The sequence below is a fragment of the Tamilnaduibacter salinus genome, from assembly GCF_003096655.1.
Lineage (GTDB): Bacteria > Pseudomonadota > Gammaproteobacteria > Pseudomonadales > Oleiphilaceae > Tamilnaduibacter > Tamilnaduibacter salinus.
The window spans coordinates 193006-211611 of record NZ_QEKQ01000001.1 but is presented as its reverse complement, the minus strand read 5'-3'; the positions used below and the strand labels follow the sequence as shown (position 1 = coordinate 211611).

Annotated in this window: 16 protein-coding genes; 2 read left to right on the top strand and 14 right to left on the bottom strand. The window is 62.6% G+C overall.

The annotated features are described in order from the left end of the window. Positions 1 to 39: 39 nt before the first annotated feature. The 4 genes from tsaB to ppc all read right to left on the bottom strand — a co-directional run bounded on the left by tsaB (position 40) and on the right by ppc (position 5560). A complete protein-coding gene (gene tsaB / locus C8D92_RS01005) occupies positions 40 to 738 on the bottom strand; it encodes a tRNA (adenosine(37)-N6)-threonylcarbamoyltransferase complex dimerization subunit type 1 TsaB (protein WP_116918187.1) in 699 nt (232 codons plus the stop codon). Positions 739 to 744: 6 nt separating this feature from the next. Further along, positions 745 to 1401 (bottom strand): adenylate kinase, encoded by a 657-nt coding sequence (gene adk / locus C8D92_RS01000; protein ID WP_095609713.1) that lies wholly within the window; start codon positions 1399 to 1401, stop codon positions 745 to 747. A 124-nt stretch (positions 1402 to 1525) separates the two neighbouring features. Then, positions 1526 to 2902 carry an HDOD domain-containing protein gene (locus C8D92_RS00995; protein WP_116918186.1) on the bottom strand — a complete coding sequence of 459 codons (1377 nt, stop codon included), beginning with the start codon at positions 2900 to 2902 and terminating at the stop codon, positions 1526 to 1528. Between the two features lie 15 nt (positions 2903 to 2917). After that, entirely contained in the window at positions 2918 to 5560 is a 2643-nt protein-coding gene (ppc, locus tag C8D92_RS00990; RefSeq protein WP_095609715.1) for a phosphoenolpyruvate carboxylase, read from the bottom strand. 141 nt (positions 5561 to 5701) lie between these two features. On the opposite strand from ppc, the gene C8D92_RS00985 reads away from it, so the two are divergent. Continuing rightward, the gene (locus C8D92_RS00985) at positions 5702 to 5938 is read left to right on the top strand and encodes a hypothetical protein (RefSeq protein WP_095609716.1); all 237 of its coding nucleotides are present in this window, start codon (positions 5702 to 5704) and stop codon (positions 5936 to 5938) included. A gap of 104 nt (positions 5939 to 6042) precedes the next feature. Here the strand turns inward: C8D92_RS00985 and C8D92_RS00980 are convergent, their stop codons facing one another. The 5 genes from C8D92_RS00980 to cysM form a co-directional block, all read right to left on the bottom strand. Next, the gene (locus C8D92_RS00980; RefSeq protein ID WP_095609717.1) at positions 6043 to 6387 is read right to left on the bottom strand and encodes a pilin assembly protein; all 345 of its coding nucleotides are present in this window, start codon (positions 6385 to 6387) and stop codon (positions 6043 to 6045) included. Between the two features lie 192 nt (positions 6388 to 6579). Next, entirely contained in the window at positions 6580 to 7443 is an 864-nt protein-coding gene (gene mazG, locus C8D92_RS00975) for a nucleoside triphosphate pyrophosphohydrolase (RefSeq protein WP_095609718.1), read from the bottom strand. A gap of 2 nt (positions 7444 to 7445) precedes the next feature. Next, positions 7446 to 9683 (bottom strand): GTP diphosphokinase, encoded by a 2238-nt coding sequence (gene relA, locus C8D92_RS00970; RefSeq protein WP_095609719.1) that lies wholly within the window; start codon positions 9681 to 9683, stop codon positions 7446 to 7448. Positions 9684 to 9710: 27 nt separating this feature from the next. Then, the gene (rlmD, locus tag C8D92_RS00965) at positions 9711 to 11045 is read right to left on the bottom strand and encodes a 23S rRNA (uracil(1939)-C(5))-methyltransferase RlmD (protein ID WP_095609720.1); all 1335 of its coding nucleotides are present in this window, start codon (positions 11043 to 11045) and stop codon (positions 9711 to 9713) included. A gap of 44 nt (positions 11046 to 11089) precedes the next feature. After that, positions 11090 to 11983 (bottom strand): cysteine synthase CysM, encoded by an 894-nt coding sequence (cysM, locus tag C8D92_RS00960; protein ID WP_095609721.1) that lies wholly within the window; start codon positions 11981 to 11983, stop codon positions 11090 to 11092. A gap of 264 nt (positions 11984 to 12247) precedes the next feature. Between cysM and C8D92_RS00955 the strand changes: the two genes are divergently transcribed. Continuing rightward, positions 12248 to 15115: an ATP-binding protein gene (locus C8D92_RS00955; RefSeq protein ID WP_095609722.1), complete on the top strand. Its 2868-nt coding sequence runs from the start codon at positions 12248 to 12250 to the stop codon at positions 15113 to 15115. A 2-nt stretch (positions 15116 to 15117) separates the two neighbouring features. Here C8D92_RS00955 and pdxJ read toward each other — a convergent pair whose 3' ends face one another. From pdxJ to C8D92_RS00930, 5 genes are read right to left on the bottom strand one after another with little or no spacing between them, the layout of a single operon-like run. After that, positions 15118 to 15864, bottom strand: a complete 747-nt coding sequence (gene pdxJ / locus C8D92_RS00950) for a pyridoxine 5'-phosphate synthase (RefSeq protein WP_095609723.1) — start codon at positions 15862 to 15864, stop codon at positions 15118 to 15120. Continuing rightward, positions 15836 to 16582 carry a DNA repair protein RecO gene (recO, locus tag C8D92_RS00945; RefSeq protein WP_095609724.1) on the bottom strand — a complete coding sequence of 249 codons (747 nt, stop codon included), beginning with the start codon at positions 16580 to 16582 and terminating at the stop codon, positions 15836 to 15838. The genes pdxJ and recO overlap by 29 nt, the downstream gene beginning before the upstream one ends. After that, a complete protein-coding gene (era, locus tag C8D92_RS00940) occupies positions 16566 to 17489 on the bottom strand; it encodes a GTPase Era (protein ID WP_095609725.1) in 924 nt (307 codons plus the stop codon). Before era ends, recO begins: the two co-directional genes overlap by 17 nt. After that, complete coding sequence (rnc, locus tag C8D92_RS00935) at positions 17489 to 18178, bottom strand: ribonuclease III (protein ID WP_095609726.1); 690 nt, start codon at positions 18176 to 18178, stop codon at positions 17489 to 17491. The genes era and rnc overlap by 1 nt, the downstream gene beginning before the upstream one ends. Then, positions 18178 to 18555, bottom strand: coding sequence for a DUF4845 domain-containing protein (locus C8D92_RS00930; RefSeq protein ID WP_095609727.1), 378 nt, complete (start codon positions 18553 to 18555; stop codon positions 18178 to 18180). The genes rnc and C8D92_RS00930 overlap by 1 nt, the downstream gene beginning before the upstream one ends. Positions 18556 to 18606 lie beyond the last annotated feature (51 nt).

Below are 18606 nucleotides of genomic sequence, written 5' to 3'. Positions count from 1 at the left end.
TAGCACTGGCAAACCCTCTCTGCACAGCGCCCGACCCAATCACGACCCCGATTTTTTCCAGGCCACCTCATCGCGAATGTACACCGGAATGGCTTCCTCAGCTGGAACGCCCTGTCCGGACTCGGCCGGCCCCAACGCGAGGCGGGCGATGTCGGCGGCATGAGGAATCCTGTCCGGGTAACAGGCTTCCATAGTCTGTGAAACGCTGGCGGGAAATTGATCGGACAACCGCCAGCCCGACCCCGCGCCAAACCAGGGACGGCCATCTCCAGCAGGGAGTGTGACCGACTCCGGCGCGACCACACACTCTTGCGATACCGGTTCCGGCAGACCATCGCGTTGCACGAAACAGCCCCAGTAGACCTCGCCCATCCGGGCGTCGAAGGCAACGGCAATACCACTTCCGTCCGACAACCCGTGCTGCCGGATGGCTCCGGCGGCAACTGTGGCCAACGACGACACTGGAACGACCGGGAGCGACAGTCCCCAGGCCAGCCCCTGCACAACACCGGTGGCAATCCGCAGGCCGGTAAACGACCCCGGTCCCCGCCCGAACGCCAGTGCGTCCATATCGCTCAGCGACAGGCCCGTTGCATGAGTCAGTTCACGAGCCATCGGCAACAGATGCCGGGTATGGCCACGCGGCTCGACGATGCAGCGCTCGTGAATGCGGCCATCCTGCATCAGGATGGCCGCCGAGCATGCGTCCGCGGTGGTATCAACCGCCAAAAGGTTCATGGGCCTTCAGCCGTCGAGGCGGCTCAGGATCTGGTCACGAATCTCGTCCATGCTACCCACACCTTCAACGCGGACGTAGTCTGGCGCGTCCGCCGGGGCTTCTTTCGCCCATTTCTGGTAGAAATCCACCAGCGGTGCGGTCTGCTCATGATAGACATTCAGGCGATTACGAACGGTTTCTTCGGAGTCGTCCGGGCGCTGCACCAGCGGTTCGCCGGTTTCATTGTCCTTGCCCTCTTCCTTCGGCGGGTCGTACTTGATGTGATACGTCCGACCACTGGGTTCATGAACCCGGCGCCCCGACAGGCGCGTCACGATCTCTTCGTCATCGACCGCGATTTCCACCACATAGTCAATGCGGATGTCTTCGGTTTTCAGGGCTTCCGCCTGTGGGATGGTGCGCGGGAAACCATCCAGCAGGAAGCCATTGCGGCAGTCGGATTCCTGAATCCGGTCCTTGATGAGAGCGATAATCGTCTCATCCGGCACCAGGCCACCCTCCGCCATGATTTCCTTGACCTGCAGGCCAAGCGGGGTTTCGTTCTTGACGGCCGCCCGCAGCATATCGCCCGTGGAAATCTGGGGAATGTCATATTTTTCAGTGATGAACTGAGCCTGGGTTCCCTTGCCGGCCCCCGGTGCGCCCAAAAGAATCACTCTCATAAAAACCGTCCCATTTAAAGTGTGAAAATCCGAAGCGACCGGGCATTATACGAAGTCCCGCCCACAGTAGAAAGGGGACCAACGTCGACCCACGGCAGGCAGTCGCCTTCAAGCGGACCTTCCCTCAGGCTGCGAGCTGCCGGGCCAGTGCATCCAGCTCCTCGGCTACGGCCCCGGTTTCTTCCAGAAGCCGTTCCGCATCGGTGGCGTCCAGGCCCAGCCGGTCCGCAACCGGTTGCCAGTCCACGACATTGAATTCGTCACCGATGCCCTTCTCTTTAAGCCATTCATTCGCCAGCTGGACCATGCGCACGTAATCGGCGTAATCCCCCTCATAGTCGGGCTGCTGGTGGACACCGGCGGCTTTCACGACCGCATCCGGCAGCTGCCAAAGGCGGTGGAGAATGCCGCCGATTGCCCCATGACCGACGCCAAGCACGTCGTCGCCAACACCGAAGACCCGTTCCTCCAGCGCCCGCATACTCTGCTCCGGGTTGCTTTCCCTGAGCCGGTTGAGCTGATCGAACTGGTCCGGGAACAGGTGCCCGGTGAGCAGCAATCCAAAGTTATGAAGCAGACCACAGAGGTAAGCGAGTCCGCGATCAAGGTTTAGGCGGCGGGCCATCTGCTGGCAAAGGAATGCGCAGTAAATGGAGTGACGCCAGAAGGCATCCATCCCCAACATGCCGTCCCGGGGCACATCGAATGCCCGCGCCGACGCAATGCCCATCGCCATATGCGCCACGCGATCGAAGCCCAGCACACGGGTCACCGCCTCCTGCACCGAGTGGACTTCCCCGGGATACTGGAACAGGGCCGAGCGGGCATACCGCATAATCTGGGCCGTCAGGCTCGGGTCGTACTCGATCAGGTTCGACAGATCGTTTGCTGAGGCTTCCGGATCCCGTGTCAAACGCAGAATGCGCAGCGCCAGCGCGGGCATCGGCGGCAACCGGTAGAGTTTCTGGAGGCGCTCGGCCACCTCGTCCAGGGTGATTTCGCCTGCCCCGTCCGGCTCAATATCGGCCGCGTCGTCCTGAAGAGCGATGCGCCCTGTCCGGGCTTCCTCAAGGATCAGACCAAGGTCCTCTCCGTCCAGACGCAGAAGGCAATTATCCCGTCCCGAGGACAGAATCACGGTGTCCATGGACCAGACCCGCTGATCGACAACCACCGGCAGTCCCCAGGCGCTGCCCACCGGCGGATGACAGCCACTGCTGCAATCCGGGAACAGACGGTCCGCCTGGCGGGATGGCAACATGCGAAATGACCGACTGGTCAGACGCGAAACGGCGCCCATGTCCACCACCGAGCGAAAACCGTGGACGGCCATCAGGGCGCCGGTTGCGTCGATCAGTAGAGTGGCCTGAAGCACCTCCCGGGGATCAACGCCGGCCGACACCACCGCCGCCTCCAGACTCTCCGAGGGGTCGTGCCGCATGAAATCCGGTCGCAGTCCACGACGTTCCAGAAACTGTTTCAGCCGTTCAGCGATCGCCATGCACATCCACTCCTGTCAGCCGGTATTCCGCATACCGGCGGCGATCCCCGCCATGGTGACTTTCAACGCACGCTCGACCCGTTCCGGCACGGCCCCCCGGCCCTCGCCTTCCCGGTCGCGACGCAGCAATTCCGCCTGCAGATAGTGCAACGGATCCGTGTAGGGATTACGGATACGCAGCGAGTGCGCGAATACGGGCTCACTGGCCAGCAGTTCGTCCTCGTTCTTGAGCGCCTTCACCCGATCGATGCACTGTCGGAGACGCTCCCTCAATTCCTGTCCGAGAGGTTGCAGAGGCTCCTCGACCAAAGTCTTCTCATAGTAGTTGGCAATTCTCAGGTCGGACTTGGCCATGACCATTTCCAGCATGTCCATGTACGTTTTGAAGAACGGCCAACGCGCCATCATGTCCCGCAGCAACGGCTCATGCCCTTCTTCCGCCGCCGCATTCAGGGCCACATCGCTGCCCAGCCAGCTCGGCAGCATCAGGCGCATCTGTGTCCAGGCAAAAATCCACGGTATGGCACGCAGGCTCTCGACGCCACCGGTGGGCTTGCGCTTGGCCGGCCGGCTTCCCAGAGCCAGCTTGCCAAGGGCCTGTTCTGGCGTCGCCTCACGAAAGTAGGTCACAAAATCCGGGTGTTCGCGCACGACGTCCCGGTAGCCCTTGAGGGAGCGCTCGGTCAGCCAGTCCATCATCTCCCGCCACTGGGGCTCCGGTGCCGGGGGTGGTGACAGCGTTGCCTCCAGCACGGCCGTCGCGTACAGCGTCAGGCTCTGCTCGGCCAGTCGCGGCAGACCGAATTTGAACCGGATCATCTCGCCCTGTTCGGTAATACGGAAACTGCCGTTGACCGTGCCGGGCGGCTGCGAAAGGATCGCCCGGTTGGCCGGCCCCCCGCCCCGGCCGACGGTACCACCACGACCATGGAACAGTGTCAGATGCACGTCGAATTCCCGCGCCACCTCGGCCAGCTGCTCCTGAGCCTGATACTGGGCCCAGGCCGCCATCATCTGCCCGGCGTCCTTCGCCGAGTCCGAGTACCCGATCATCACTTCCTGGCGGCCCTCGCAGTACTCTCGGTACCAATCCACCGAGTAAAGCGCGCGCATGGTGTTCGGCGCCATCCGCAGGTCATCCAGAGTCTCGAACAGCGGCACCACCCGCATGGGGTTGGCCATGCCGGACTCCCTGAGCAGCAGGATCACGCTGAGCACATCAGAAGGCTGGCTGGCCATGGAGATGACATAGGACCCCAGCGCCTCGGGCGTCTGTTGCGCGACGATGGCACAGGTGTCGAGCACCTCCCGAACATCGTCGGACGGCGTCCAGTGTCGCGGAATCAGCGGTCGGCGTCCGCGGAGTTCTTCCACCAGGAATGCCTGGCGTTCCTCCTCGGACCATTGCTCGTAGTCACCCAGCCCCAGCCAGTCGACGATGTCGCGGATCACCTCAGCGTGGCGGCTCGCCTCCTGACGGATGTCGAGTTTGAGCAGGGGCAGGCCAAAACTGTGGGCACGACGCAGGGTATCCAGCAGCAATCCATCGGCAATGGACCCCAGGCCGCAGGCCACCAGTGAGTCATAGCACAGTTGCAGGGGCTGGATCAGGTCCTGATTCTCGAACAGGATGTCGCTGGCATCGGCTTCGTCACCGTTGACGCAGGCCTCCGCCCAGTCCCGCGTACGGATCAGGCGGTCCCTGAGGCGCCCCAGAATGGCACGGTAGGGCTCGCGGGCGTGGCCGGCCTCGGTTTTGAGGGCGTCGGTTGCCTCCCACATGGACAGCTCCGCCCTCAGCTTGCGGATGTCGCGCAGGAACAGGTCGGCCGCCATCCAGCGACCAAGCCAGAATACCTCGCGGGTGACTTCATGGGTGACGTTCGGGTTGCCGTCCCGGTCACCGCCCATCCAGGAGGCAATGCGAATGGGGGCCGCATCGAGGGGCAGCCCCTCGCCGGTTGTCTCACGCAGCGACTGGTCCAGACTGCGCAGGAAGCGGGGCAACGCCTGCCAGAGACTGTTCTCAATGACGGCAAATCCCCACTTCGCCTCGTCCACCGCGGTGGGCCGGTGGTAGCGGATTTCATCCGTGTGCCAGGCCTCGGTCACCAGCTGGCGCAGGCGTGCGATGATCTCGTCCCGTTCGGTTGGCAGCAGATCCTCGTGATCCAAGTCCGCAAGACACTCCGATATTTCGTCGTATTTGAGGATCAGCGTCCGGCGCGTCACCTCGGTCGGGTGTGCGGTGAGAACAAACTCCACACTCAGCTCGGTCACGCGGCGGTGCAGCTCCTCCGGCGACACATTCTGGTCCAGCAGGCGATGGAACATGTCACCGAGGGATTCCACCATCAGGTCAGCATGGTGACCCCGCTTGCGGCGAATGCTGTGGTACTGCTCTGCGATGTTGGCCAGATTGAGAAACTGGCTGAAGGCCCGGGTGACGGGCAGGATTTCGTCATCACCAAGTTGGCTGAGCAGTTCTTCCAGCCGCTGGCCGGAACCGCTTTCCTGGCGGCGGTCCGCCTTGGCGGCCGCGCGGATCTGTTCGATGCGGTCGTAACAGGCCTGGCCCGGGTGCTGGCGAATACTGTCACCAAGCAATTCGCCGAGTAGCCGGACATTGTCTCTGAGATCCGGATGAAGCTCCGTCATGGATCGGTCCTTGTCTCCGATGCTTTTCGTGGCTGGTCAGTTCTCTAAACCATACTACAGAAGGTCATGGTGCCGGAACGGCCTGTAGCGAGAGGCGAAACCTGCCCTATAATGACTGGAGATCCACAAAAGGAGTCGTCAATGAGAGTCACTGAACTGCCCAAGCACTGGGAATCGAGCAAGCAGGATGAGGAACGCCCCCATCACTACGACCTGCAGCTGCCCATGGAGGATGCGGCGCGCATTGCGGCGCTGTCGGAACTGTATCCGGACCGGTCAGAGGCGGACATCCTGAACGACATGATCGCCGCTGCCCTGGACGATCTGGCGAATGAGACGCCGCTCAAGAGCAAGCTGGAGTCGGTCAAGAAGTCCTGACCCGTATGCGGACGGCCGGGCGTTCAGGGAGAGAGGGGCGCACGCCCCGACCCTGAAGGGCCGGGATCGAGCGGGATGGAAACGGTCAGCTCGTCGCGGGTCTGTCAGGCGACAGACTCGAGCTGACGCTCCTTGATCCGGCGAATGTGCTTCTGACTCAGGGTCACGAACCGGGGTGTCAGCCCGGCATCCTCGTAGATCTCGAACCCGTCTTCATCAAACGCCACAACCCGGCTGCCTTCCACATAGGGAAAGCTGGTTTCCAGGTCGTCCAGCGCCGCAGAGACCAGATCCCGCAGCAGATCCTGCGAGGACTTTCTCGGGTAAAGCTCCGCCAGCCGAGCCAGTTCGTCGCGATGGGCGTCAGACAGTGACGCCTCATACCGATCATGCGACATGCGGCCCTGAGCGTGTTTATCCCAGTACTTCACCAGATCCCTGATCTTCATTACCAACCCCCGTTCGGTCGATGCGACCAATACACCGAATGGCCCGGATCACGGGCCGCCGGCCTCACGAAACACAACGATGTGTCGGTTTCGTGAACCATCTATGGCCAGTGTAGCCCAGCCGCGCGGGCTCGTAAGGTGGGATTGGTTACGGATTGTACTTAGGCCGCCCCAAAACAGGGCGGGAACGCGCTACGTATTTTCCGTAACCTTTTCAGCCCCCTTCACGGACTCCCAGACGGCATCCAGGTCCTCCAGGCTCTGGCCGTCCACCGCATGGCCTTCGGCTTCGAGGCGGCGTTCAATCTCGCGGAAACGCGCCTCAAACTTGCGGTTGGTCCGTCGCAGCGCCTGGTCGGGGTTTACCTGCAGGAAGCGGGCCAGGTTGACGCAGACGAACATGAGATCCCCCAGCTCATCCTCCAGAGCATCGCGATCCTCCGCGTCACGTTGCGGGTCTTCCCAGGCCTCGCGAAGCTCGGCGATCTCTTCCTGAAGCTTGTCGAAGACGGGGTTGATGTCCGGCCAGTCGAAGCCATGGCGGGCGGCCCGACGCTGCAATTTCTCCGCACGGGCCATGGCCGGCAGTGCGGCGGCAATGCCATCGAGCCGACTGGACGGACGCTCGTCTGGCTCGGGTTTGGCAGCACGCTCTTCGGCCTTGATGCGCTCCCAGCTGGCCTTAATGAACGCTTCCGAGGGCCGGTTGTCCGGATCCACCTGGCTCTCGAGTGTGCCATCGGGGAACACATGGGGGTGGCGACGCACCAATTTGCGCACCAGGCCATCGACGATGTCATCAAACCGGAAGTGACCGTCCTCCTCCCCCAGCCGACTGTAGAAAATGACCTGGAACAGCAGGTCGCCCAGCTCCTCACGGAGGTTGGGAAAGTCCGACTGCTCGATGGCATCGGCGACTTCGTGAGCTTCTTCCAGCGTATGAGGGACAATGCTGCGGTAGGTCTGTTTCAGGTCCCAGGGACAACCGGTCTGCGGATCACGCAGCCGGGCCATGAGTGTTTTGAGGTCGTCGATGGTGTAGCGGTCTTCCGACATGGTCAGTGACTCCGTTTGCGACGCACATCCAGTACGTTGGGCAGATTACGGATCTGCGCCAACAGCCGGGCCAGCTGTTCAAGACTGCGGATTTCCATGGTCACCGTCATGGTGGCCGTGTGGTCATCCGGGTTGGTCCGGGTATTGAGCGCCAGAACATTGCTGCGGGAGGAGGCCAGCACGGTCGTGATATCCCGCAGAAGCCCGGAGCGGTCGTACGCCTCGATCTCCACATCCACGGGATAGACGGCCTCAGGATGACCGCCCCAGCTCACTTCAATAACCCGGTTGGGCTCATGATCCCGCTGGTGGAGGAACGTCATGCAGTCCTGGCGGTGCACGGTGACCCCCCGCCCCACCGTGATCCAACCGACAATCGGATCACCGGGCAACGGCTTGCAGCACTTGGCCACCTGCGTCTTGAGATTGCCAACGCCCTCAATCCGGATGTCCGAGTCCGTGCCGTAGCGCTCCGCCTTGGCGCTCAGGCGCAGATCGAGCTGCCGGCTGCGGGGTTCGACCAGTTCCTGGGCCATGTTGGCCACATGCGTCGGGCGCAGGTCACCGGCGCCGATGGCGGCGAACATGTCGTCGGCTGTCTTGTAGTTGACCCGCTGTGCCAGGCGGTCGAGCGGCACATCGTCGATTGAGAGCCGGGTGAATTCGTCGTCGAGAATGGCCCGGCCATCGGCAATGTTGTCGTCCCGGTTCTGCTCCTTGAACCAGTGGGTAACCTTGGCACGCGCCCGGGACGTCTGGATATAGCCCAGACTCGGATTCAGCCAGTCACGACTCGGCGCCTGGTTGTTGGACGTCAGAATGAACACCTGATCGCCGGTCTTGAGCGGATAGGTCAGCGGCACGATCCGGCCATTCACCTTCGCCCCGCGACACGAATGCCCCACTTCGGTGTGCACGCGGTAGGCAAAGTCCACCGGCGTGGCGCCCTGCGGCATATCGACAACGTGACCTTCCGGGGTGAAGACGTAGACCCGATCCGGGGCCACATCGTTCTTGAGCTGATCCACCAGCCCGGACAGGTCCCCCAGATCCTCCTGCCAGTCCAGCACCTGGCGCAGCCAGTTGATCTTGGCGTCATAGCTGCTCGACCGGTTGCTCTTGTCCATGCCCTTGTAGAGCCAGTGGGCACAAACGCCCAATTCCGCTTCCTCGTGCATCTCATGGGTGCGGATCTGGACTTCCATCACCTTGCCTTCCGGTCCGATCACGGCCGTATGCAGCGACTGGTAGCCGTTTTCCTTGGGGCTGGCGATGTAGTCGTCGAACTCATGGGGAATATGGCGCCACAGGCTGTGAACAATCCCCAGCGCGGCGTAGCAGTCGCGCACACCGGGCACCAGAATACGGAAGGCACGGACGTCGTAGATCTGCGAAAAGTCGATGCCCTTACGGCGCATTTTTCGCCAGATGCTGTAGATGTGCTTGGCGCGCCCCGAGATGTCGGCCTGGATACCGGATGCCTCCAGCTCGCCCTTCAGAGAGTCCTGCACGCGGCGGATGTACTCGTCCCGGTCCAGCCGCTTCTCATCGAGCAGCTTGGCAATCTTCTTGTAGGCCGAGCCGTGGAGGTAGCGAAAAGACAGATCCTCCAGCTCCCACTTGATGTGGCCAATGCCGAGGCGGTGCGCCAGCGGGGCATAGATGTCGAACACCTCCCGGGCCACCCGCATCCGCTTCTCGGACGGCGCGTCCTTGACGGCCCGGATGGCACTGGTCCGTTCCGCCAGCTTGATCAGAGCGACGCGGACATCGTCGATCATGGTGACCAGCATCTTGCGGACGTTGTCGAGCTGCCCCTGAGTCTGCCCCAGGACATTGCCTTTGAGCGGATGGTGAATCGAGGAAATGGCAGCCATCTGCTGGACGCCATCGATCAGACGTGCCACCTCGTCCCCGAATTCCTTACGGATCGTCTCCAGCGGGATGCGCTCTTCCCGGACCGCCCGATAAAGGACCGCCGCAATCAGCGACGACTGGTCCATGTGCAGCTCGGCCAGCACCTGTGCCATTTCGACACCGGTGCGGAAACTGCTGGCCCCGGGCGCCCATTGGCGGTCTTCCCGGAAGGCTTTCAGGTCGATCTCGGCGCTCAGGCGGCAGGCCCGGCGCAGCTCATCCACATCGTCGAGCTGGGTACGGGACTGGATCGCTTTCACCCAGCCCTCGATGTCCACATGGCCGTCGGCCGTGACGGCGTAGTCTTCCCGAACTTTTACCATGGGTGAATCCGTCTGCCTTCCACCGGTCTAGTCGCGCTCGAACAACGCCATCGACTCGACATGCGTTGTGTGAGGGAACATATCCATCACGCCGGCGCGCTTCAGTCGGTACCCTTTCGCCACCAGAACCCCCGCATCCCGGGCCAGTGTGCTGGGGTTGCAGGACACATAGACGACGCGTCTGGCGCCGAAATTCGCAAGGTGTTCACACACCGCCTGGGCTCCTGAACGCGGCGGATCAATCAACACCCGGTCGAACCCTTCCCGGGCCCAGGGCGCCGCCGTGAAATCCGCCTGCAGGTCGGCCGCATGGAAACGGACATTCTCCAGGCCGTTTCGTTCCGCATTTTCCCGACCGCGGACGACCATGGCCTCGCCGCCCTCAACGCCAACCACGTCCCCGGCACAGCGGGCCAGTGGCAGGCTGAAATTACCCAGACCACAGAACAGGTCCAGCACCCGATCATCCGGTTCCGGCGCCAACCAGTCCAGTGCCTGATCGATCATTCGTTCATTGATGTCGGCGTTCACCTGGGTGAAATCCATGGGATGGAAGACCATGTCCAGATCGTGCTCCGGCAGCCGGTAGTTCAGGCGCTCATCCCCCGCTTCCGGCCAGAGCCGGTAGACGGTGTCCGGTCCCTTGGGCTGGAGATAGATGTGCAGATCGTGGTGCTGACCGAACGTTACCAGCTGTTGCTGGTCGGCCTCAGAAAGCGGGTCCAGATTGCGGAAAACCAGTGCCGCCGACTCGTCACCGCAGGCCACCTCAATCTGGGCAATGCGATTATAGGCGTCCATCCCGTACAGGACGTCACGAAGTGCGGTGATGCGATCGCCGATCCGTGGATCCAGAACCGAGCAGTGGTCAATATCCGTCAGGAAGCTGTTGCGTTTTTCCCGAAAGCCCACCAGAACTGAGTCGCGCTTGGGGACGAACCGCACGCCGAGCCGCGCTTTCCGGCGATAGCCCAGCCCCGGGGAGCGCATCGGCGCCACCCACTCCTCCGGCTCGATGCCCCCAAAGTGGGCAAACTGCTCAGCCAGCGTCTGCTCCTTGAAGCGAATCTGTGCCTCCGGATCCATGTGCTGCAGGCTGCATCCACCACAGAGGTCGGCGAAATCACAGGGCGGCGTCACCCGCTCGTCACCGGCCTGAACAATCTCCGTCGCCCTCAGCTCATCGAAGCGGCGCCGGCTGGTGATGTACTGGGCCATGACGGACTCCCCCGGCAACGCCCCATCAACAAACTGGGTCTTGCCCTCCTGATGGGCAATACCCCGCCCGTCGTGACTGAGGGATTCAATCTCACACGGTATGGGTTCGCGCGGAACAGCTTTTTTGCGGCGACGTCGGCTCATCGGCTTGCGGTCTCCGGGGTCGGCAGAATGTTCGTGACCGCGACTCAGTCGGCGGAAAACACGCCCGTGGACAGATACCGGTCACCCCGGTCACAGATGATGGCGACGATCACGGCATTCTCAACCTCCTGCGACAAACGCAGTGCCGCTGACACCGAACCACCCGAAGACACGCCACAGAAGATGCCTTCCTCCCGGGCCAGGGCCCGCATGGTGTCTTCGGCTTCCCGCTGGTCCACATCGAGGATGGTATCGACACGTGAGGCGTCGAAAATTCTGGGCAGGTAAGGCTCCGGCCAGCGCCGGATACCGGGGATCGCAGACCCGTCGGACGGCTGGAGACCCACGATCTGAATATCTGGATTGCGTTCCTTGAAGTACTGGGATGCACCCATGATGGTGCCGGTGGTCCCCATGGAGCTGACGAAGTGCGTCAGCCGGCCCGCTGTCTGCTCCCACAGCTCGGGGCCGGTGGTGCGGTAGTGGGCCAGCGGGTTGTCCGGATTGGCGAACTGGTCGAGAATCCGGCCCTCGCCGTCAGCCGCCATCCTCTGCGCCAGATCCCGGGCGCCCTCCATGCCGTCGTCCCTGGTGACAGTCACGATTTCCGCACCATAGGCGCGCATGGAGGCCCGGCGTTCCTCGCTCATGTGCTCGGGCATGATCAACACCATCCGGTAGCCCTTGATGGCGGCTGCCATGGCCAGCGCAATACCGGTGTTCCCGCTGGTGGCTTCAATCAGGGTGTCGCCCGGCGTGATCTCCCCTCGACGCTCGGCCTCCTGAATCATGCTGATGGCCGGCCGATCCTTCACCGACCCGGCCGGGTTGTTCCCCTCCAGCTTGACCAGAATGGTGTTACTGGTCTCACCGGGCAGCCGCTGAAGCCGCACGAGCGGCGTCTGGCCGATGTAGTCTTCGATGGTCGGGAAGTGCATGGTGATGATTCTCCTGACAACCACGCCCGCAACGTCCACCCTGTTCACAGGACGGAAAAATGGGCTGTGATACACTTTTCGACTGCATGATACGCGCTTGTGCGGCGTATCCCAATCACGAAACAGCCGGGGCCTGACCAGGTCCGTAACCATCCCCATTATGACAGGGAAGGCCCCGTTCGTCGCCGGACGGGGATCGGCATGGACACACCGGCGGGAAGCGCTCACCGGCCGGGAAGCGGACCACTGAGGGAGTCGACACGAGTGCGGCGCTGGGGCATCCGAAAAAAAGTTTTGGTCGTCACACTGGTTCCCACGCTGCTGACGACACTGATCCTGGGCAGTTTCTTCACCCAGAGCTGGGTCGGCAACATCGAGAACCTGCTCCGGGACCGTGGCCAGTCGCTGGTACGTCAACTCGCCTCGGCCTCGGAATACGGCATGTTCACCGGCAACCGGAACCTGCTGGGCAGTCTGGCGAACGCCCTGCTCGAGGAGCGCGACGTCCGCTCCATCACCTTCTACAACGATCAGGGCCGGCAACTGCTGCACAACGGCCCACGGCTCAGCATCGACCGCACCCAGGGTGATCTCCGTAAGGACGGCATGACGACCCTCACCGCCGAGGACAGCTCGGTCTTCATCATGCCGGTCCGCCTTCAGGAGCTGATGCTGGACAGCATGTTCGACATGGAGTCAGGCGAGGCACCACCCAGTGCCCGTGAACCGGTGGGCTGGGTGGCCGTGGAGATGTCGCACATACGCACCGACCGGGAACGCTATCGGGCGCTGCTGATGAGTCTGCTGATGATTCTCGGGGGCATCGCTCTCAACGTGCTGATCGCCCTGCGCATGAGCCGCAGCGTGACGGACCCAATGTTCGAGCTTAACAGCGCAGTCGCGCGGCTGCGCGAGGGTCGGCTGGACACACGGGTGCACACCCACGCCGGCCCCGAATTCGAACAGCTGGAATCGGGCCTCAATGCGATGGCGGCGGAACTGAACCGTGCCCAGGAGGAAATGCAGCAGAACGTGGACCAGGCCACCGAGGACCTGCGTGAGACACTGGAGACCATTGAAATCCAGAACATCGAGCTGGATCTGGCCCGAAAGGAAGCGCTGGAAGCCAGCCGCATCAAGTCCGAGTTCCTGGCCAACATGTCCCACGAGATCCGGACACCGCTCAATGGTATCATCGGGTTCACCGAGCTGCTGCTGAAATCGCCCCAGTCCCGCCAGCAGCGCGATCATCTGAGCACCATCCGCAAGTCCTCACAGATTCTGCTGACGATCATCAACGACATTCTGGACTTCTCAAAGATCGAGGCGGGCAAGCTGATCCTCGACCATGTGCCCATGGGGCTGCGGGACACCATTGAGGACGTCATGGTGATGCTCGCGCCGGCGGCCCATGCCAAACACCTTGATCTGGTGCCACTGATCTACAGCGATGTGCCGGACACAGTGCTGGGCGACCCCCTGCGCGTCAAACAGGTCATCACCAACCTGGTCAACAACGCCATCAAGTTCACGCAGACGGGTGAGGTGGTCCTGCGCATCAGCCTGGAGGCGGAGAGCGAGGAAAGCCATCGGCTGACCCTGCGCTTCGCCGTGTCGGACACGGGCGTGGGCCTGTCCCGCTCCCAGCAGCAGACGCTGTTCAATGCCTTCAGCCAGGCGGATGCCTCCACGGCCCGGCAGCATGGCGGCACCGGCCTCGGACTGGTGATCTCCAAACGCCTGGTGGAGGAAATGGGCGGTGAGATCGGTCTGGAGAGCGAGCTGGGTAACGGCTCCACCTTCTGGTTCACCCTGCCGACGGAAGTGGCTCATGACACCAGCCCAACCCCACCCCGGGACGCCCTGCGTGGGGAGCGGATCATCTACCTCGAACAACAGGCCACCACCGGACTGGCTGTCCAGCACCTGCTGACCGGCTGGGATGTGAGCGTGGACCGGGCCGAGTCCCCGACCGATATGCTCCAGAAGGTGAATCAGGCCCAACAACAGGGACACGGCTATGCTGTCGCCATTGTCGGGATGACACGCCACCTGCTGCCCTCCGAACAGTACCGGGATCTGTTCCGCCAGCTGGAGGTGGAGCACGACTGCCGCACCCTGCTGCTCACCCCCACGCTTGAGAACGAAGAGACCGAAGTCACCGATCTGGCCAGTGCCCATCTGACAAAACCGGTCTGTCGCGACGCCTTCTACAACGACCTGTTCTTCCTCATCCATGGCCATGATCGCCGGGACGAAACAGCGGCGGCCGAAGAAGAGGCACTGCGACCGGCTCCCCGGGCACCCGGTGACATGGCAGTGCTGGCGGTCGACGACAACGATGCCAACCGCAAACTGGTCCTCACACTTCTGGAAGATGCGGGGGTCCGGGCCGAAGGGGCCGCGAATGGCTTCGACGCCCTCAACCGGCTTCAGGAAGAGTCGTTCGACCTCGTGTTCATGGACGTGCAGATGCCTGGCATTGATGGGCCGGAGACCACAGCCCGGTTACGCCGCCAGGAACAGGGGCGTCGACATACGCCCGTCATCGCCCTCACCGCCCATGCTCTGGCGGAAGAACGCGAACGCCTGCTCCGGCGCCACTTCGACGGTTACCTGTCCAAGCCCGTCAGCGGCCAGCAGATCCGGGACACACTGACCCGCTTCACGGGCTATCAACCGGATGATCCCCCCCGGCGACGCTCAACCCGCTCCCTGACGGACACGCAGAGACAATTACGACCTTCCAGCCGCTCCCGCGATTTGCCGAGCATGGACCCGGAGGAAAGCATCCGGCTCGCGGCAGGCAAGGTGGACCTCGCCCGGGAGCTGTTCAGTATGCTGCTGGATCAGGTGATGACCGACCGGCCCGTCATCGAGGAGATGGCCCGGGCGGGGCAGACCGACGCGCTGCTGGAACGAGTCCACAAACTGCATGGCGGCACCCGGTACTGCGGCGTGCCGGAGCTGCGCCAGATCACCGAGAAGCTGGAAACGGCCATCAAGCGCGGAACGGATGACCAGCAGACACTGACCGAATCGCTGCTGGCCGCCATGGACCGGCTGCAAACCTGGGCGGAAGAAACCGACTGGGAGCAGCTGCTTTCCGAGCGTCAGGCGGGGAACGCCTGACGTCAGCGACGACCGTACAACACGGCGTCATCCAACACCCGGCGCATGTCGATCACCGCATCACGCAGGCCGGTGAAAACGGCCCGGGCGATGATCGCGTGGCCGATGTTGAGCTCGTTCATGGCCGGCAACGCCGCAATACGTTCGGTGTTGTGGTAGTGCAGACCATGGCCGGCGTTGACGATCAGCCCCTGGGAGTGCGCGAAGGCGGCGGCATTGGCAATCCGTTCGTAAGCCGACTCTTCGTCTTCGTGCGATGCGGCCTCTGCATAATGGCCGGTGTGAAGCTCGACAGCGGCAGCCCGGCAGCGCAGTGCTGCACTGATCTGCTCCCCTACCGGATCGATAAACAGCGACACGCGGGTACCGACATTCGCCAGCCGCTGGCAGGCCTGAGCGATCGACAACTCGGCCCCCAGCACGTCCAGCCCGCCTTCGGTCGTCAGTTCCTCACGCTTCTCCGGCACGAAACACGCCCAACTTGGCCGGACACGCTCGGCAAACGTCACCATGTCCTCAGTCACCGCCATTTCCAGGTTCAGCGGAACGGTCAGCATGTCCTTGAGCAACAGGACATCCCGATCCTGAATGTGGCGTCGATCCTCACGGGGGTGCACCGTGATCCCATCCGCACCGGCTTCCTCGGCAAGCATCGCCGCCTGCACCGGATCGGGATAGCGGGTTCCACGGGACTGCCGCAATGTGGCGACATGGTCCACGTTAATCCCCAGTCGTACCCTGCGCGTCATTCGCGCCTCCTCGCCAACTCGTGAACAGATTGCGACTGTGCAGGGGCCGCCCCTGCAGCAGGTGATCGATCAGAACCCGCATGACCCGCTTGGCCAGACGGCGGGCTTCGGGCGTCTCAAACTGCCCGTCAGCCAGTTGTTTCAGCACATCGCCACGCAGCCCCTGCAACAGACTGCCCTCGCCCGGTTGCGCCAGAATGCCCTGCTCCGGGTCATAATAGTAGTTCCCATCAGGGTCGACGACCGAATCGGTATCGGTCACACGATCCCACTCGAACCCCCATCCCAGCGCCGCCACCAGCGCCTGCTCGAACCGGCGCAGCACGGGTTCGTCGTCGGACGCCCGCGCCAGCGCATCCAGGGACTCGATGTACTGGGCGAACAGCGTCTCGGCAGGGTCGTGCGGCGGCAGCAAACGCTGGATCAGCTCATTCAGGTAAAAACCACAGTAAAGCCGTTCGGTGCGCTCAAACACCGGGCCCGGCCGCCCTTCCACCGCGGTGAGCGTCTTCATCTCGGACCGACCCTGCCAATCCAGCAGCAGGGGCTGGAAAGGCTGAAGCTGCGCTTTCCACGAGCTTTTCGGGCGGTTGGCGCCCCGCGCCACGACGCTCATGCGGCCGTGATTGAGGGTAAAGAGGTCGACAATCAGGCTGGTTTCACGCCAGGCCCGTCGATGCAGGACGTAACCGGGTTCCTGTTCAACCTTGCCGGTCATGCATTCCGAGACTTTTGAGTGCGCGATCGCTGTCGGACCAGCCCCGCTTCACCTTCACCCAGAGCCGCAGCATCACCTTCTGCTCCAGCAGCCGTTCCAGGTCGTGGCGGGCTTCCTCTCCGATACGGCGGATACGGTCACCGCCATCACCAATGATGATCTTCTTCTGACCCGGCCGTTCCACGATGATCAGCGCGGAAATATGCACCGTGCGCTTCTCCTCGCGGAACTCCTCAATCTCGACCGCCACCGAGTATGGCAGCTCCGCGCCCAGTTGCCGGGTGATCTTCTCGCGGACGATTTCCGCCGCCAGAAAACGCATGGGCCGGTCGGTGAGCTGGTCGTCCGGAAACAGGTGAACGCTTTGAGGCAGACGCTTCTCGACCGCCGTCTCAAGCGGTTCCATATTTTTCTCCCGGAGTGCGGACAGCGGAATCACCTCGTCGAAGTCCCGTTTCTTCGACAGCATCTCGATGTGTGGCAGCAACTGATCCGGATTGTCCATCCGGTCGACCTTGTTGATCACCAGCAGCACCGGTGCCTTCACATGTGTGAGCTTCTCGAGAACCTGCTCATCGGCGGTGTTCCAGTGCGTCTGATCCACAACGAACACGACCACGTCCACGTCCTTGAGCGCGGAGGAGGCGGCCCGGTTCATGTACCGGTTCAGGGCCCTGGGCTCGTCCTCATGCATGCCCGGCGTGTCGACATACACGGTCTGGGTGTCACCACGGGTCTGGATGCCCAGCACCTGATGGCGAGTGGTCTGCGGTTTGCGCGAGGTAATGCTGAGCTTCTGGCCCAGCAAGTGGTTCAGCAGCGTCGACTTGCCAACGTTCGGACGCCCGACGATGGCAACGAAACCGCAGCGGCTGTCCGGGTTGTCCGGCTGTGTGGGGTCCATCATTACGGGGTCTCCACGCCCAGCGAGCGCAGGGCGTTACGGGCGGCTTTCTGCTCGGCCATGCGACGGCTGCCACCCGCACCGGTGGTCGTCCGGTCCAGCGACGGCAGCGCACATTCGACATAAAAGGTCTGATCGTGGGCTTCGCCCTCGACGGAGATCACCTCATAGCGCGGCAACGGGAACTGTCGGGATTGCAGGTATTCCTGCAACCGGGTTTTGGGGTCCTTCTGGGTGTCCTGGATGTCCAGGTCTTCCAGACGATCGCTGAACCAGTCCAACACCCGCTCGCGGCAGGTGTGGAAATCGCTGTCCAGATAAATGGCACCAATCACCGATTCCACCGCATCGGCGAGAATCGAGTCACGCCGGAAGCCGCCACTCTTGAGCTCGCCGGACCCCATGCGCAGGGTATCCCCGAGCCGGAATTCGCGACCGATTTCGGCCAGCGTCACACCCTTGACCATCCGGGCGCGCAGGCGGCTGAGCTGCCCTTCCCGGGCGCGGGGGAACTGGTGGTAGAGATGCTCGGCAATCACCATGTTCACGATGGAGTCCCCCAGGAATTCCAGTCGCTCGTTGTTGTCATTGCCGTGACTGCGATGAGTGAGCGCCAGACGCAGCAGCTCCCGGTCCCCGAAGCGATAGCCGAGGCGCGTCGCCAACCGGTCCAGGTCGTCGTCCTTCACCATCAACGCCCCGTCAGTTCGTAGCGGTGACTGAACGTTGCCACCACATCCACATTACGGAACAGGCCGGCACGCTCCTCATAGTCCACCGACACGACCAGAACACCATTGTCACGTTCGATATCCACATCGTCCGCCTTGATGTTCTCGATGTTGTTCACGCTCATGCGCTTCTGGAGCATACGGCGGATTTCCGACGGCGGCAGATTCTCCAGGTCGTCCGCTTTCTCAAGGCTCTCGATGGCTTCCTGAATGGTGATGTCATCGAGATAGATGGGCCCCAGCTTCACGGCAAACGTGACCAGGATGCCCAGCAGGAGCAACCCGACCAGCATTCCAAAAACCGAGGCTCCGCGTTGTGTGTGTGGTGTCTTCTGCATTGGCACTCTCATTTAGTGGTTTCGAACGGATATCATCGATTCAAACAGACC